We start from the raw sequence: 15,625 nt of genomic DNA on the forward strand, positions 1-15,625 counted from the left end.
CTCAGGGCCAGCGGACTTCTGGCGGCATGGAGGACAGGATCGAATTCACATTGCCGCCGGTCTTGAGCCCGAAGGTCGTGCCCCGGTCATAGAGCAGGTTGAATTCGACATAGCGGCCGCGGCGGATCAGCTGTTCGTTGCGATCCTCTGGGGTCCAGGGCGTTTCGAAATTGCGACGGACCAGTTCCGGGTAGATGCCGGCGAAGGCTTCGCCCACGGCCTTGGTGAAGTCGAAATCGGCATCCCAGTCACCGGTATTGTGGTGATCGTAGAAAATGCCGCCCGTGCCGCGGTGCTCATTGCGGTGGGGCAGGAAGAAGTAGTCGTCGCACCATTGCTTGTAGCGCTCATAGTCGACGCCGGGGCGGTCGATGCAGGCGGCGCGCATGGCGGCATGGAAATCCAGTGTGTCGACATCGTCCTGGGTGCGGCGACGGTCGAGCACCGGGGTCAGGTCGGCGCCGCCGCCAAACCACTGCTTGCCGGTGACGATCATGCGCGTGTTCATGTGCACGGCGGGGACGTGCGGATTGCAGGGGTGCACGATCAGCGAAATGCCAGAACTCCAGAACTGGGCGCCCGCTTCGGTGCCCGGCATCTGCTTGGCGAAATCTTCTGAGAACTCGCCATGCACGGTCGAGATGTGCACGCCGGCCTTCTCGAAAACCCGGCCGTGCAACATGCTCATCTCGCCGCCGCCGCCAGCAGCGCGATCCCAGGGGGTGCGCTCGAACTTGCCCGGCGGCTGATCGGCATTGGGGCCGCTGACCTGGGTCTCAATGGCTTCGAACTCGGCGCAGATGCGGTCGCGCAGGGCGCGGAACCAGGTTTGCGCGGTGATCTTCTTGTCTTCGATATCGGGGGAAGTGTCATGGTGTCCGTGAAATGAACCGTCATTGTAGTCCTGTAAACCCGTCTGTCTGCCTTTTTGCTTCGCCCAAAATAAGCGTTGCAGCGAGCGCGACATTGATCGAGCGCAAACCAGCACGCATTGGTATGCGCAAAGCCAGATCGACGGCATCGGCAACGGCGTCAGGCACACCAGCGCTTTCGCGACCCACCATGACGATATCATCGGGCGTAAATCGGGCCGCATAGGCCGAGGTTTCGCTCTTGGTGGTCAGTAGGACAAGCCGGCGGTTTTCGGCACGGCGCCAGTCATCGAACTGGGTCCAGCTATTGTGTTCGCGCACCACGGCATGATCGAGATAGTCCAGGCCGGCGCGGGCCAGCGTTTTGGGCGAAAACACGAATCCGGTGGGGTGGATGACATGAATGGTTGTCTGCAGACAGGCGCATAGCCGGATCAGCGTACCGGTATTGTTGGCGATGTCAGGTTGATAGAGGGCAAGTTCGACCGGCATCACAATCCCCAGCACGCGAGCGTGGCACAATGCCCGCGATTGCGGGCCTTTGCTGGGTATAGTGTCGCAGTTGGGGGCTGTCACGGTGCGGATCACTGGACAAGCGGATGGGACAGTGCAAAAAGACCGCAACTGACGGGCCGCTTGAGGGTGGTTGGCTGGTGATTCCGCGTATGCGTAATCTGCACCGCCGCTACCGGCCGCGTCTGATGTGATAGTACGGGGAACGGACCTTGGCCACGGAAGCTCAACATTCAACGACACGGCGGGATTTCCTGTTCGTCGCAACCGGCGCAGTGGCAGGCGTTGGTGCTGCGGCAACGGTGTGGCCGCTGATCAATCAGATGAACCCAGATGCCTCGACCTTGGCACTGGCCAGCATCGAGTTTGATATCTCCAACATTCCCGAAGGGCAGTCGGTAACGATTCTCTGGCGCGGTCTTCCGGTGTTTGTCCGGCACCGTACGCCAGCTGAGATTGCCGAAGCCCAGGCGGTTCCGCTGTCGGATCTCAAGGATCCAGCGACCGATGAGGAGCGCACCAAGGAAGGCCACGAGCAGTGGCTGATCATGATCGCCAACTGCACCCATCTTGGTTGCGTTCCGGTCGGTGACTCGGGTGACTTTGATGGCTGGTTCTGCCCATGCCATGGCTCGCACTACGATACAGCCGGCCGCATTCGCAAAGGCCCCGCACCAAGCAATCTGGTATTGCCGCCTTATGAATTTCTCAGCGATACGCTGGTCCAGATCGGTTAGCAGGGAGCTCCGCGATGTCTGAACATTCGACTTACACGCCCGGCTCCGGTCTCGAGAAATGGCTCGATGAACGTCTGCCGATCATCCGGTTCTCCAAAGAGCACCTGATGGACTTCCCCACCCCGAAGAACCTGAACTATTTCTGGACCTTCGGCGCAATTCTGGTGATGTGCCTGGGTATCCAGATCGTCACCGGCGTTATTCTGGCGATGCACTACACGCCAAATGTCGCCATGGCGTTCGACTCCGTCGAGCACATCCGTCGTGACGTCAATGGCGGCCGCATGATCCAGTCGTTCCACGCTGTGGGCGCCTCGATGTTCTTTGCTGCCGTCTACATCCACATCTTCCGTGGCATGTATTTCGGTTCCTACAAGGCGCCCCGCGAGATCCTGTGGATCCTGGGCGTGCTGATCTTCGTGCTGATGATGGCGACCGCCTTTATGGGCTACGTGCTGCCATGGGGCCAGATGTCTGGCTGGGCTGCGACCGTGATCACCAACATCTTTGCCGCTATCCCGGTTATCGGTACGCCGTTGCTGGAACTGCTGCGCGGTGGTTTCTCGGTGGGTAACCCCACGCTGAACCGCTTCTTCTCGCTGCACTATCTGCTGCCGTTCGTGATTGCCGCCGTCGTGGCGCTGCATATCTGGGCGCTGCACGTGCCGGGCAATAACAACCCGACCGGTGTTGACGTGAAGAGCAGCCGCGACACGCTTCCCTTCCATCCGTACTACACGATGAAGGACGCGTTCGGCATGGTGCTGTTCCTGATCCCGTTTGCCTGGTTTGCGTTCTTCGCGCCCGACATCCTGGGTCATCCGGATAACTACATCCAGTTCAACAGCCAGGTGACGCCTGCTCATATCGTGCCCGAATGGTACTTCCTGCCATTCTACGCGATCCTGCGCGCCATCGACTTCAACATCCTGTTCATCGATTCCAAGCTTGGTGGCGTGATCTTCTTCGGCGGCTCGATCGTGATCCTGTTCCTGCTGCCCTGGCTGGATACCTCCAAGGTGCGTTCGGGCAATTTCCGCCCAATGTTCAAGTGGTTCTACTGGTTGTTCGTGGTGAACTTCGTTGCGCTGACCTATCTGGGCGCGGCGCCGGCCGAGGGCATCTATGTGGTGCTGGCCAAGCTCTGCACGGCCTACTACTTCATCCACTTCATCGTCATCCTGCCTGTGCTTAGCCGCATCGAGAAGCCTCGGCCCCTGCCGACCAGCATCTCGGAAAGCGTGCTTGCCAAGTCGCACGCGTAAGGGAAGGGCAGGAAACATGTTCAATAGAAAAACGCTCCTGGCCACTCTGGCTATCGTTGCCGGCCTCGCCGGTCTGCCAGCCCAGGCTGCAGAAGACGTGATCCACATCGAAAAGCAGAGCTGGAGCTTTGCGGGCATTTTCGGCACCTATGACGAAAACCAGCTTCAGCGCGGTTTTCAGGTGTTCCGCGAAGTCTGTGCCAGCTGCCACGGCGCACGCCTGATCGCGTTCCGCAATCTGGCTGAAGAGGGCGGTCCATCGTTCTCCGAAGAGCAGGTCAAGGCACTCGCCGCCGAATACGAAGTCAACGATCCGGCAGCTGAGGGCGGTACGCGTACAGCGGTTGCAGCCGACCGCTGGCCATCGCCATTTGATACCGAGCAGGACGCTCGTGATGCCAATGGTGGCGCATTGCCCCCGGACTTCTCGGTGCTGGCCAAGGCCCGCGGCGTGCATGACGCCTTCCCGTTCTGGGTGTTCAACTACTTCACCGGCTATTCGGAAGGCGGCCCGGATTATATCCACGGCCTGCTCACCGGCTACGAGGAAGAAGCGCCTGAGCACTTCGAACTGCCAGAAGGCAAGTACTACAACCACGCCTTCCCCGGCCACGCGATCGGCATGGCCCCGCCACTGGCGGACGGTCTGCTGAGCTATACGGTTGCCGAAGGCCAGGCTGCTGTGCCCGAAACGGTTGACCAGTACGCCACCGACGTTGCCGCATTCATGATGTGGATGGCCGAGCCGCACCTGGCAGGGCGCAAGCAGACCGGTTTTGTGGTGCTGCTGTTCCTGGTGCTGTTTGCCGGTCTGATGTACGGCACCAAGCGCAAGATCTGGGAAGGTATCGAGCACTAGTTGTTCGACACACCCGAAACGAATTCAAAGGGCCCCGATGGGGCCCTTTGTCGTTTGAGGATGTTCACATTGTCCGCAGGGCCTTGCGATTTTCTTCGCGGGCGGCAATATGGAATGGATCGGTCAGCCAGTTCGGGGGAGTTCAGATGTCAGCTATTCGTCTTGCAGCCACCGTTGTCGGCGCGGCAATCAGTCTGAGCCGCAATCCTGCTGTACGCGCCGGCATTGTCGCTGTCGCCAGCAATCCCAAGGCGCGCGAGACAGCCATCAATATCACCCGCTCGGCGGCCTATAATGCGGGCGTTGTCGCCCGGCACGTGGTTGGTCGCCGCCTACCTTAAATTTCCCACTATCCCAGGTATGCCATGTCGCTCGACCTCAAGGCCCTCGTGCGCACGATTCCGGACTATCCCAAGAAGGGTATCCTGTTTCGTGACATCACCACGCTGATCGAGCATCCGGAGGGGTTCAAACAGAGCGTCGAACAGATCGCCGAGCGTTACCGTGGGCAGGGTTTCACCCATGTCGCGGGCATTGAAGCGCGCGGCTTCATCTTCGGCGCCGGCGTGGCCATAGCAATGGGTGTGGGCTTTGTGCCGGTGCGCAAGAAGGGCAAGCTGCCCGGCGAGACAATTGGGCAGAACTACGCGCTCGAATATGGCGTGGACACCATCGAAATTCATGCCGATGTGCTGGGCGCCGGCAACAAGGTTCTGCTGGTCGATGACCTGATCGCCACGGGCGGCACGGCCATTGCGGCCGTGGGCCTGTTGCGGCGCACCGGGGCGACGGTCGAGGACGCGGCCTTTGTGATCGACCTGCCCGAAATTGGCGGGGCCGCCAAGCTTGAAGCGGAAGGCGTCACGGTCAATGCACTGATGGCCTTTGAGGGCCACTGAGGCCGGGCCATACGGACGAAAAAAGGGCGCCCATCGGGCGCCCTTTTGTTTTAGCTGTCGGTGTGATTGGTCTCGGGCACCGGCTCGATACCCATGTCGGGCTCGTTGCGGGTCTTGTAGAGCGAGTAGAGCACGCCGCCGCCCAGAATGCCCACCGTGACCACCAGCGAGAGCAGGGTGTCGATCTTGATGCCCAGGGGCACCAGGAAGATCTTGATACCCACCAGCACCAGAATGATGGCCAGGGAGGTCTGCAGATAGCGGAAGCGGTTCATGGCCGCTGCCAGGGCGAAGTAGAGTGCGCGCAGGCCCAGAATGGCGAAGATGTTGGAAGTGTAGACAATGAAGGTGTCCTGGGTGACCGCGAAGACGGCGGGCACGGAGTCCACGGCAAACACCAGGTCGACGAATTCCACCATGATCAGCGCCACAGCCAGCGGCGTCAGCCAGAGCACGGTCTTGCCGGTCTTGGGGTGGGGCAGGCGCGCGGTAAAGTCGTGGCCGCGCAATTCCTTGGTGATACGGAAATGGGTGGTCAGGAACTTGAATACCGGGTTGCGCTCGATATGGGGTTCGTCGTCCTGGTGGCGGAACATGCGAATGCCGGTGAACACCAGAAAGGCGCCGAACAGGAACAGGATCCAGCTGTACTGATAGACCAGTGCAGCGCCCAGGCCGATCAGGATGGCGCGCAGCACCACCACGCCGATTATGCCCCAGAACAGCACGCGGTGCTGATAGATGCGGGGAATGCACAGGAAGGTGAAGATCGAGGCGATGACAAACATGTTGTCCATCGCCAGCGACTGCTCGATCACATAGGCCGTGTAGAATTCAAGGCCCGATTCAGCGCCGCGCTGCCACCAGACCCAGCCACCAAAGGCCATCGCTATGGCGACATAAAAGCCATACAGGCTCAGGCTTTCGCGCGCGCCGATCTCATGTTCATCCCGATGCAGGATGCCCAGATCAAAGACCAGCAGGCCGATAACGATCGCGACAAACGCGACCCAGAAATATACGGGTGTACCGAGAAATTCACCCATCAGGGCGCTAAGCAGCGTTTCCATCGCCGGACCATCTCCATGTTCGTTTGGAGTGGCTCCGACATCACGACAGCATGCGTTGCTATCGCCAGAGGGGCCCGGCGCCACAGGGGGATTTAGTGCATCCGCCCTGCAATTCAAGCCCTGAGATGTAAAAAGGTTCAAATCAGCGTGGCGTGCACAGCATGACGATGGCTTCGGTGGTTTCGAGCTGGATGGCCGCACCGAAGCTTGGATCGGGGATGACCCGTCCAGCGGTGATATTGCGGGCGGTCTTGAGGCCCCCATCATTGAAGCCGACCCCATTCTCGTAGCCGGTAATGGTGCCGGTCCCCGAACTGGGATCGCCCGGCGTTGTCGAGGCAAAGCCGTAGACATTGCCATAAATGGTCAGAATGCCCGCCTTGGCGCTGGTCGTGTCGCGACAGCCCCAATTGCCCTCAAAACTCTGGGCGAGCGAGGGCGTTGCGGTCAGGGCGGTGAGGGCAGCGATAAGGGCGATTCGGCGCATGGGCACACAGTGCCGGGCCGTGGCCCGGCTTTCAAGCGCGGCGTTTGAGCAAGGGCCCCACAATGGGCAGTTTGCCAAGGGCGACCATGATCTTGAGCTTGAGCGGCATCTTGTAGTCGCGCAATTTCGAGAAGCCGACCAGATCGGCGCGATAGACCAGTTCGCCGTGCTGGTTGACAGCGGTCAGCTTGTTGAACAGCAGCCCCCAGCCGGGAATGGAGTTCGAGGCGCGCTTGTCGGTGACCACCAGTTCATAGCTGACCGTATCGCCGGGGCGCACCGGGACCTTGAAGTCCATGGAGTTGACGCCGGGAGAAGGCCCCGAGACGCCGGGTTCCAGCCCCATGGCGCGCAGGCGCTCCTCTTCGGCAAACAGGGTGTCCACCATCAGTCGATGTCCGACGCTGACCGTGTGCCAGCCGCTGGCGACCAGCCCGCCGAAATGGCTGTGCTTGGCGGCCTCGGCGTCGAGGTGAAAATATTGCGGATCATAGAGCGTGGCGAAGCGGACAATCTCGTCGGCGTCAAAGGTGTGACTGCCGAGCGGGAAGACCTCGTCGATGATGATATCCTCAAACCAGCGGGTCATGCGGCAACTCCGGGTGTGCGGGTATCAACCAGATTGGCCAGACGCATGCTCATCACCGACGCGCCCTTCTGATTGCGGACATCGAAATCGAGCGTGACGATGCCCCATTGCGGATGGCTCTCGGAGCGGCGCAGGTCGACAATGGTCACCGTGCCGCCAATGGTGTCGTCGACCATGACCGGGTTTTTCCACTTCAGATCGGAAAAGCCGAGCCCGCCCGCCGAGGCGATCGTGCTCAAAAAGCTGTCCACCAGCATGCGCAGACTGAGCCCGCCGGTCTGCCATCCACTGGAGGCGAGACCTCCGAGCAGGCTGGCCTTGGCGGCCTTTTCATCGAGATGAAAGGGGAAGGGGTCGAACTCGGTGGCAAAGGTGATGATCATCGCCTTGGTCACTTTGGTGTGGCCCAGATCGATCACTTCGCCAATGGCGAGATCCTCAAAATGGCGGCGGTCTTTGGTGACAGGATTGGTCATTTGCTTGCCCTATACGTCAACGTTCGTTTACCGCCTTTTCTTGTGGCAAGGCAACCCGGTTATCATGCGCCGACCGCCAGTCGCTGGGTGCGGCGCCAGGCCAGCGGGGCCATGCCGCGCTTGCGACGGAAGGTCTTGGCCAGATAGTTGGCGTCAGCAAAGCCGGTGGCGCCCGCAATGGCGCCCACGCTCATGTCGGTGGCGAGCAGCAGTCGTTCAATACGCTCGATACGCCGGCTGAGGACAAAATCTGAGGGGGCGCTTCCAGTCGCCTGGCTGAACTGGCGCACAAAATGAGCGCGGCTCATTTCGGCGATCAGGGCAAGCCGCTCGACCTGCAGCGGTTTAGTCAGATTGGCCTCGATATGGCCGACAACCCGGGCAATGGCAGGGGGCAGGGCCTGTGCAGGGGCGGCATTGGCCGCGAAGACGCCGTCATGCAGCGCCGCCATGGCCGCATAGGTGGCGCTGGAGGCTTCGCCGGGGGTGATGTCGGGGCGATCGATCAGGATCAGGCAGGCCGCTGCCAGTCGATCAATGACCGGGCCGGGCAGGGTGGAGACCGGCCCGGCCGCGTCGATGATCTCGCGGGCCAGCCGCAACGCTTCGCGCCCGTTGAGCACCATCCAGAAATACTGCCAGTGCTGGCCGCGTTCGAGCCAGTAGCGATGGGCATGGGGCAGGCTGAGCACCATGGTCTGGCCCGGCGTCAGCCGGTAATGGGTGCCCGCGAAGTCGAGCCGCCCCTCTCCCTCCAGCGTGTGCTGAATGACGATGAAAGGCGCGTCGCCACGCTGCTGGCCATCCCAGGAATAAACCTCGTTGAACCGCTGTTCATAGCCGGCGCCAATGGCCATGCAATGCAGCGGCACGGCGCTCTTGGGCAGCGTCAGGCCGCGCACCTTATGGCCATATTCAATCAGTTCAGTGAGCACAAAATTACCCGCAATCGCACAAGCTTTCTCTATCAGAAAAGCGTTCGCAGAGCTAGCAATGAAGGCAAGAAGACGCCATTGCGGATCACGCGGGGAGGATATTCATGTCATTCAAAGTTACCGTCATCGGGGCCGGCTCGATTGGCTTCACGAAGACGCTTATTTCGGATCTGCTCAAGGTGCCTGAATTTGTGGGCTGCGAGTTCGCCCTGACCGATATCAATCCGGCCAATCTGGATATGGTCAGACAGGTCATTGAGACCATCGTGTCGGTGAACAAGCTGCCAGCCAAGGTGACGGCGACCACCGACCGCCGGGCGGCGATCACCGGCGCGCGCTACATCATGAGCTGCGTTCGGGTGGGTGGGCTTGAGGCGTTTGCCAGCGATATTTCAATCCCGCTCAAATATGGCGTGGACCAGTGCGTGGGCGACACGATCTGTGCGGGCGGCATTCTCTATGGTCAGCGCAATATTCCGGTGATCCTTGATTTCTGCAAGGACATCCGTGAGGTGGCCGAGCCCGGTGCGCTGTTCCTGAACTATGCCAACCCAATGGCGATGAACACCTGGGCTGCCGAAGCCTATGGCGGGGTCAATGTTGTGGGTTTGTGCCACGGCGTGCAGCATGGCGCCTCCCAGATCGCCAAGGTGCTGGGCATTGAAGAGCACGAACTCGACTATGTGTGCGCGGGTATCAATCACCAGACCTGGTACACCGAAATTCGCGCCAAGGGCCGCACGGTCGAGGCTGACGAACTGCTCGCCGGCTTTGAGGCGCACCCGGTCTATTCCAGGCAGGAAAAGGTGCGGATCGACGTGCTCAAGCGTTTCGGGTTCTATTCCACCGAGTCCAACGGGCATCTGAGTGAATATCTGCCATGGTATCGCAAGCGGCCCGAGGAAATCAGCCGCTGGATCGACATGAGCGACTGGATCCACGGCGAGACGGGCGGCTATCTGCGCTACTCGACCGAGCGTCGCAACTGGTTTGAAACCGATTTTCCGATGTTCAAGGAACAGGCCAACAAGCCGCTGAGCGAGCACAAGCGCACCAGCGAGCATGCCAGCCACATCATCGAGGCCATCGAAACCGGCCGGGTCTATCGCGGTCACTTCAACCGCCGCAATAACGGCATCATCACCAATCTGCCTGATGATGCGATCATTGAGAGCCCGGGCTATGTCGACCGCTTCGGTATCAACATGATTGAGGGGATCACGCTGCCGACGGCCTGCGCGGCGACCTGCTCGGTGTCGGTCTCGGTACAGCGGCTGTCGGTCGAGGCTGCGATGACAGGCAATGTCGATACGCTCAAGCTGGCCGTGCTGCACGATCCGCTGGTGGGGGCCATCTGCACACCCGACGAAGTGTGGGCCATGGTAGACGAAATGCTCGTAGCGCAGGCGGAGTGGTTGCCTCAATATGCCCATGCGGTTCCTGCTGCCAAGGCGCGTGTGGCCAAGTCGACAGTCAAGACGCGGGACTGGGATGGCGCTGCGCGCAAGCGGGTGCGCTCGGTTGAGGAACTGCGTGAAGTTACCGGCGGGCATCACTGAAGGTTGATGATGCCTTCCTCCCGAAAACGGACGTCCTTGTGGCGTCCGTTTTTCGTTTTTTGTGGCGCGAAATCTTGTGGCCGCAGGCATTGCATGGGATGAGTTCGCAGCGACTGCCACTCAGGCGAGCCTGAAAGGACGTGCGGTCGGGTCGCGCCGTCAGACTATGCTGTCCAAAAATGCGCTCTACGAGCAGCGGACTTTGAAAATTTCCATGCTGGCCACCGTCGTGGGGGCCACACTCAGCATTGTCTTTGGCCTGTGGGCCGCTTCGCGTTCTATTGTCTTTGATGGTTTTTACGAGCTGATCGACGCCGTCATGACGGCCATGGCGCTGCTGGTCGTGCGGCTGATCGCGCGCGGCAATGATGACCGGTTCCAGTTTGGCTATTGGCACCTGGAAACCATCATGGCGCTGCTGAACGGCTCGATCCTGCTGTTTGCCTGCATCTACGCGTTCATCGACGGGCTCAGCGGCATTCTGGCGGGCGGTCGGGTCGTGCAATACGGCTTTGGCGCGATCTTCGTGTCGGTCACCGGGCTGGGCAGTTTCGTGATGTATCTGATCACTGCCAAGGCGGCGCGGCAGACCCGCTCGCAGCTGCTGCATATCGACTCGCGCTCGTGGTTGATGGGGGCCTTGCTCAGCCTGGGCCTGACCATCAGCTTTGCCAGCGCCTGGCTGTTGTCGCATAGCGATGAAGCTGCGCTGACTGCCTATGTCGATCCGGCCATTCTGATGGTGATTGCCGTGGTGCTCGCGCCGTTCCCGGTGCGCACCGTGATGCGGGCGGGGCGGGAGTTTCTGATCATCGCTCCCAGCGGGCTGAACGAGCAGGTGCATGCGATTGTCGAGGCCGTGGCAGCCAGGCACGGCTTTATCGATCACAGCTCTTATGTGCGCCAGTTCGGGCGCCAGCAGTTCATCGAGATCGGATTGGTGGCGGCCTCTGGCAGCGATACGCGCTCATTTGATGAGCTTGATGCCATTCGCAATGAGATCGCCGCGGGTCTGGGACGTTCGGGGCCGGGCTATTGGCTGTCGGTGGATTTTACCGCCGACAAGAGCTGGCTGTAAAAGCGTTCTGGCCCCGCAGGTTGCACTGCGAGGCCAGATCGGGGAGGAAAGCTTAGGCGACGCGCCGTTTGCGCGGACCCTGGGTCCAGTCGGGCAGCCAGGTGCCGTGGGCCTCGATCAGATCATCGACCACGTTCCAGATCTGCTCGAGATCAAGCTCGGCTGCGGTGTGCGGATCCATCATGGCGGCATGATAGATGTGCTCGCGGTTTTCTTCCATCAGCGCCCGGACGGTGAGTTCCTGCACGTTGATATTGGTGCGCATCAGGGCGGTCAGTTGCGGCGGCAATTCACCGATATAGGTGGGCTGCAGGCCATTGTCGTCGACCAGACATGGCACTTCGACCGCGGCATTGTTGGGCAGGCTGGTGATGACGCCGTTATTGCGCAGATTGCCGTAGATCACCGAAGGCTCGCCGGTCCAGACCGAGTTGACGATGGAGGAGGCGTATTCCTTGGACTGGGCCACCTCGATGCGGTCGGCTTTGCGATAGTCCTCGGAGGTCTTCTTCCACTTGGCGATCTGCTCGACGCAGCGCTTGGGATATTCGTCGAGCGGAATGCCGAATTTCTCGATCAGGTCCTCGCGGCCTTCCTTGATGAAATAGGGCGTGTATTCGGCGAAGTGCTCGGAGCTTTCGGTGACGAAATAGCCCAGCCGCGTCATCATCTCATAGCGCACCTTGTTGGGGCAGCGCGGGTTCCAGCCGGGCTTGGGCGCGCGGCCTTCGGCATAGGCGCGGTGCAGCTCGGGATAGAGATCCTTGTAGGAGCCGTCGGCCTGACGGTGCTCGAACTTGAGATAGAAGGCCATGTGGTTGATGCCGGCCGAGCGGTAGCGGATTTCCTCGTAGGGAATGTTGAGGTCGTGGGCCAGTTCCATGGCCGTGCCCTGCACGGAGTGGCAGAGGCCGACCTGCTTGATGGTGGGGTATTTCTCGGCAATGGCCCAGGTGTTGATGGCCATCGGGTTGACGTATTGCAGCATGATCGCGTCGGGTGCGACCTGCAGCATGTCTTCGCAGATGCTCCACAGATGGGGCACGGTCCGCAGCCCGCGCATGATGCCACCCACGCCCAGCGTATCGGCAATGGTCTGGCGCAGATTGTATTTTTTGGGCACATCGAAATCGATGACCGTGGAGGGCTCATAGCCGCCGATCTGGAAGCAGACGACCACAAAATTGGTGCCATCAAGCGCCTGGCGCTGGTCGGCGAAGGTCTCGACAGTGGCTGACACGCCCAATGTGGCAATCAGCTTTTTGGCGATGATTTCGCTCTCTTCGAGCCGGGTGGGGTTGATGTCCATCAGGCGGATGGTGGCACCCGCCAGAGCGGGGCGCTGCAAAATATCGCCCACGATGTTTTTCATGAACACGGCCGAACCGGCGCCGATGAAAGTAATTTTTGGATTTGCCATGAAGGAATGCTCCGAAAGGTTAGGCGGCAATTTCGAATGCGGCGCGGACGAGCCGGGCCGTATATTCGGTTTGGGGGTTGGTCAAGACGTCGGCCACCGGCCCCTGTTCGACGATCTGGCCATTCTGCATCACCATGACGCGGTGGCAGAGGGCGCGAACGACTTTGAGGTCGTGGCTGATGAAGAGGTAGCTGAGGCCTTTTTCGTCCTGCAGCTTGCGCAGCAGATCGATGATCTGGGCCTGAACCGACAGATCAAGCGCTGAGGTGGGTTCATCGAGCAGGATGAATTCGGGCTCCAGCGCAATGGCCCGGGCAATGGCGATACGCTGGCGCTGGCCGCCGGAAAACTCATGCGGGAAGCGGTTCAGGATGGTGTCGGGCATGCCCGCATCGACCAGGGCCTGGCGCACGCGGTCGACCCGTTCGCGGGTATTGGCGCCGATGTGATTGACGATCAGCCCTTCCTCGATGATCTGGCGGATCGACATGCGCGGGTTCAGGCTGGCGAAAGGGTCCTGGAACACGATCTGCATGCGGCTGCGCAGCGGGCGCATGCCATTGCGGTCCTTGTCGTGAATGGGCTCGCCATCAAAGAAGATCTGCCCGCCCTGATTGCCGATCAGCCGGATCAGCGCCTGGCCGAAGGTGGTCTTGCCCGATCCGCTTTCACCGACAATGCCCAGGGTTTCGTGGCGCATCAGGGTGATGTCGAGATTGTCGACGGCCTTGAGCTCGAAGAAGTCGGGCTTGAAGAAGCCGCCGCGCTTGAGCGTGAAGCTGACCTTGACGTTCTTGCCTTCGAGCACCGTTTCGTGGGCACCTTCGACCAGCGGCAGGGCCGTGCCCTTGGGCTCGGATGCCAGCAAATGCCTAGTATAGGCATGCTGGGGATTGGCAAACAGCGCCTCGGTGGCATTGTGCTCCTGCACCCGGCCATTCTGCATCACATAGACGTAGTCGGAAAACTGGCGAACAATGGTCAGGTCATGGGTGATCAGGATCACCGCCATGCCGTATTTGTCCTTGAGCCCGTCGATCAGGTGCAGGATCTGGGCCTGCACGGTGACGTCGAGCGCGGTGGTGGGTTCGTCGGCAATCAGCACATCGGGGCGATTGGCCAGGGCCATGGCGATCATGACGCGCTGGCGCTGCCCGCCCGAGAGCTGGTGCGGATAATTGTTCAGGCGTGCCTTGGGTTCGGGGATCTGCACTTCCTCGAGCAGGGCCTCGGCCTTTTTCATGGCGTCGGCACGGCTCATGCGGTTGTGCAGGTGGATGATCTCGCACAGCTGCTGGCCGATGGTATAGACCGGGTTGAGCGAGCTCATGGGCTCCTGGAAGATCATCGCCAGGTCATTGCCGCGCAGCTTGCGCATGCCCCGATCGTCCATGGTCACGATGTTCTTGCCCGACAGCGTGATCTGGGTTTCGGGCAGGATGGTGGCGCGCTTGGTCAGCAGCTTCATCAGCGTGCGGGCGGTGACGGACTTGCCCGAGCCGCTCTCGCCGACCAGCGCGATGGTCTCGCCCTTGTGCAACTGGAAGGAAACGTCGCGCACGGCGTTGACGGTGCCGCCCTCGACCTTGAAATCCACGCCGATATTGCGGGCATCCAAAATCAGTTCGCGGCCGTGGTCACCCAGATCGTGGCGTTCATCGGCAACAGGCGTGAAGTGGTTTTCGCTCATGAGCCTGCTCCTCAATAGGGGTCGATGGCGTCGCGCAGACCGTCGCCCAGCGCATTGAATGCGAAGACGGTGATCAGCACGAAGATGACGGGGCTCAGGATCCAGGGGTAGGAACCGATGACCGAGAAGGTGCCGGTATCCTGCAGCATCAGGCCCCATGAGATCAGCGGGGGTTTGACTGCAAAGCCCAGGAAACCCAGGAAGCTCTCAAGCAGCACCACGGTGGGCACCGCCAGGGTGATCGAGACGATGATGTGGCTGAGCACGTTGGGCAGGATGTGTCGGGTGATGATGCGGCTATCGGTGGCGCCCACGGCGATCGCCGCGCGAACATAATCGATGCGTGCCAGCGACAGGGTCTTGCTGCGCACTTCGCGGCTCAGCTGCGCCCAGCCCAGCACCGCCATGACAAAGATCACGAAGGTGAGGAACACGTTGGAGGGTGCAGTCACCGGGATCAGTGAGGTCAGGGCGAGATAGAGCGGCAATTGGGGGAAAGCGAGGACGAACTCGACGAAGCGCTGCACCCAGTTGTCGAGCCGGCCACCAATATAGCCCGAGGTGATGCCCACCAGGGTGCCCACAATGGTGGTGATGGTGACCACGGCCAGAGCGATCATCAGCGAGATACGCGAACCGATAATGCCGCGCGAGAGGATGTCGCGCCCAAACTTGTCGGTGCCCAGCAGCTGGATTGGGCGTCCATCGGTGGAGCCGAAGAAGTGGATATTGGCCGGAATGAACCAGAGCAATCTGTACTCGTGACCGGTGACGAAGAAACCGGTCGGGGTCGGATTGTCCTTTTCCAGACCCGTCAGGGGCTGGAAGGTGATGGGATCGAATTCGCCGGTATCGCCGATCGGATAAACCCATGGGACCAGGCTGAAATTGCCATCCGGGTCCTCAAAGGCAATGACGTCGGGCTGGGCGAAGGGAAGGTTGGGCTCCTTGGGGTCCATGGGCGCAAAGAAATCGGCGAACACCGAGACCACCAGCAATGTGATGACCAGCACCAAACCGATCATGCCCATGGTGGAGCGGCGGAAACGGCGCCAGACCAGCGTGGCATAGCCTTCGCTGCCCGCACCGAAACGGGTGAGCACAGGTGGCTGTTCGATGGCTTCATCGGCGCCGGTTGGCATGGGGCCGCCGCCGGCGTCAGGTGGCAATGGAATG

General features: G+C 60.7%; 17 protein-coding genes. 7 read left to right on the forward strand and 10 right to left on the reverse strand.

From position 1 onward, the window contains the following. Window position 1 precedes the first annotated feature (1 nt). The gene (hemF, locus tag AC0L37_RS03725) at window positions 2-967 is read right to left on the reverse strand and encodes an oxygen-dependent coproporphyrinogen oxidase (protein ID WP_282221972.1); all 966 of its coding nucleotides are present in this window, start codon (window positions 965-967) and stop codon (window positions 2-4) included. Continuing rightward, a complete protein-coding gene (locus AC0L37_RS03730) occupies window positions 894-1,364 on the reverse strand; it encodes a tRNA (cytidine(34)-2'-O)-methyltransferase (protein ID WP_282221971.1) in 471 nt (156 codons plus the stop codon). Before AC0L37_RS03730 ends, hemF begins: the two co-directional genes overlap by 74 nt. 233 nt (window positions 1,365-1,597) lie before the next feature. Here AC0L37_RS03730 and petA point away from each other — a divergent pair, with 233 nt between their 5' ends. The 5 genes from petA to AC0L37_RS03755 all read left to right on the forward strand — a co-directional run bounded on the left by petA (window position 1,598) and on the right by AC0L37_RS03755 (window position 5,145). Beyond that, a complete protein-coding gene (petA, locus tag AC0L37_RS03735) occupies window positions 1,598-2,122 on the forward strand; it encodes a ubiquinol-cytochrome c reductase iron-sulfur subunit (protein WP_212657104.1) in 525 nt (174 codons plus the stop codon). Window positions 2,123-2,136: 14 nt separating this feature from the next. Then, a complete protein-coding gene (locus AC0L37_RS03740; RefSeq protein ID WP_212657105.1) occupies window positions 2,137-3,387 on the forward strand; it encodes a cytochrome b in 1,251 nt (416 codons plus the stop codon). Between the two features lie 16 nt (window positions 3,388-3,403). Continuing rightward, window positions 3,404-4,246, forward strand: coding sequence for a cytochrome c1 (locus tag AC0L37_RS03745; protein ID WP_212657106.1), 843 nt, complete (start codon window positions 3,404-3,406; stop codon window positions 4,244-4,246). Between the two features lie 146 nt (window positions 4,247-4,392). Then, window positions 4,393-4,587: a hypothetical protein gene (locus AC0L37_RS03750; protein ID WP_212657107.1), complete on the forward strand. Its 195-nt coding sequence runs from the start codon at window positions 4,393-4,395 to the stop codon at window positions 4,585-4,587. 24 nt (window positions 4,588-4,611) lie between these two features. Next, window positions 4,612-5,145, forward strand: coding sequence for an adenine phosphoribosyltransferase (locus AC0L37_RS03755; protein ID WP_212657108.1), 534 nt, complete (start codon window positions 4,612-4,614; stop codon window positions 5,143-5,145). Window positions 5,146-5,195: 50 nt separating this feature from the next. Here the strand turns inward: AC0L37_RS03755 and AC0L37_RS03760 are convergent, their stop codons facing one another. The 5 genes from AC0L37_RS03760 to AC0L37_RS03780 all read right to left on the reverse strand — a co-directional run bounded on the left by AC0L37_RS03760 (window position 5,196) and on the right by AC0L37_RS03780 (window position 8,702). Next, a complete protein-coding gene (locus tag AC0L37_RS03760; RefSeq protein ID WP_282221970.1) occupies window positions 5,196-6,215 on the reverse strand; it encodes a TerC family protein in 1,020 nt (339 codons plus the stop codon). Between the two features lie 142 nt (window positions 6,216-6,357). Further along, window positions 6,358-6,702 (reverse strand): hypothetical protein, encoded by a 345-nt coding sequence (locus AC0L37_RS03765; RefSeq protein ID WP_269370999.1) that lies wholly within the window; start codon window positions 6,700-6,702, stop codon window positions 6,358-6,360. 31 nt (window positions 6,703-6,733) lie between these two features. After that, window positions 6,734-7,291, reverse strand: a complete 558-nt coding sequence (locus tag AC0L37_RS03770; RefSeq protein WP_282221969.1) for a MaoC family dehydratase — start codon at window positions 7,289-7,291, stop codon at window positions 6,734-6,736. Beyond that, window positions 7,288-7,767 (reverse strand): MaoC family dehydratase, encoded by a 480-nt coding sequence (locus AC0L37_RS03775; protein WP_212657112.1) that lies wholly within the window; start codon window positions 7,765-7,767, stop codon window positions 7,288-7,290. Before AC0L37_RS03775 ends, AC0L37_RS03770 begins: the two co-directional genes overlap by 4 nt. A gap of 62 nt (window positions 7,768-7,829) precedes the next feature. Beyond that, on the reverse strand, window positions 7,830-8,702 hold the full coding sequence (locus AC0L37_RS03780) for an AraC family transcriptional regulator (protein WP_269370995.1): 873 nt from the start codon (window positions 8,700-8,702) through the stop codon (window positions 7,830-7,832). 104 nt (window positions 8,703-8,806) lie between these two features. Between AC0L37_RS03780 and melA (AC0L37_RS03785) the strand changes: the two genes are divergently transcribed. Then, window positions 8,807-10,261 (forward strand): alpha-glucosidase/alpha-galactosidase, encoded by a 1,455-nt coding sequence (gene melA, locus AC0L37_RS03785; protein ID WP_269370994.1) that lies wholly within the window; start codon window positions 8,807-8,809, stop codon window positions 10,259-10,261. Window positions 10,262-10,475: 214 nt separating this feature from the next. Further along, the gene (locus AC0L37_RS03790) at window positions 10,476-11,339 is read left to right on the forward strand and encodes a cation diffusion facilitator family transporter (protein WP_212657115.1); all 864 of its coding nucleotides are present in this window, start codon (window positions 10,476-10,478) and stop codon (window positions 11,337-11,339) included. A gap of 52 nt (window positions 11,340-11,391) precedes the next feature. Here AC0L37_RS03790 and melA (AC0L37_RS03795) read toward each other — a convergent pair whose 3' ends face one another. From melA (AC0L37_RS03795) to AC0L37_RS03805, 3 genes are read right to left on the reverse strand one after another with little or no spacing between them, the layout of a single operon-like run. Then, a complete protein-coding gene (gene melA, locus AC0L37_RS03795; RefSeq protein WP_282221968.1) occupies window positions 11,392-12,759 on the reverse strand; it encodes an alpha-glucosidase/alpha-galactosidase in 1,368 nt (455 codons plus the stop codon). A gap of 19 nt (window positions 12,760-12,778) precedes the next feature. Then, on the reverse strand, window positions 12,779-14,449 hold the full coding sequence (locus AC0L37_RS03800) for an ABC transporter ATP-binding protein (protein ID WP_282221967.1): 1,671 nt from the start codon (window positions 14,447-14,449) through the stop codon (window positions 12,779-12,781). A gap of 11 nt (window positions 14,450-14,460) precedes the next feature. Further along, entirely contained in the window at window positions 14,461-15,591 is a 1,131-nt protein-coding gene (locus AC0L37_RS03805) for an ABC transporter permease (RefSeq protein ID WP_282223027.1), read from the reverse strand. Between the last annotated feature and the right edge of the window lie 34 nt (window positions 15,592-15,625).

It is taken from the genome of Devosia sp. J2-20 (genome assembly GCF_055808475.1).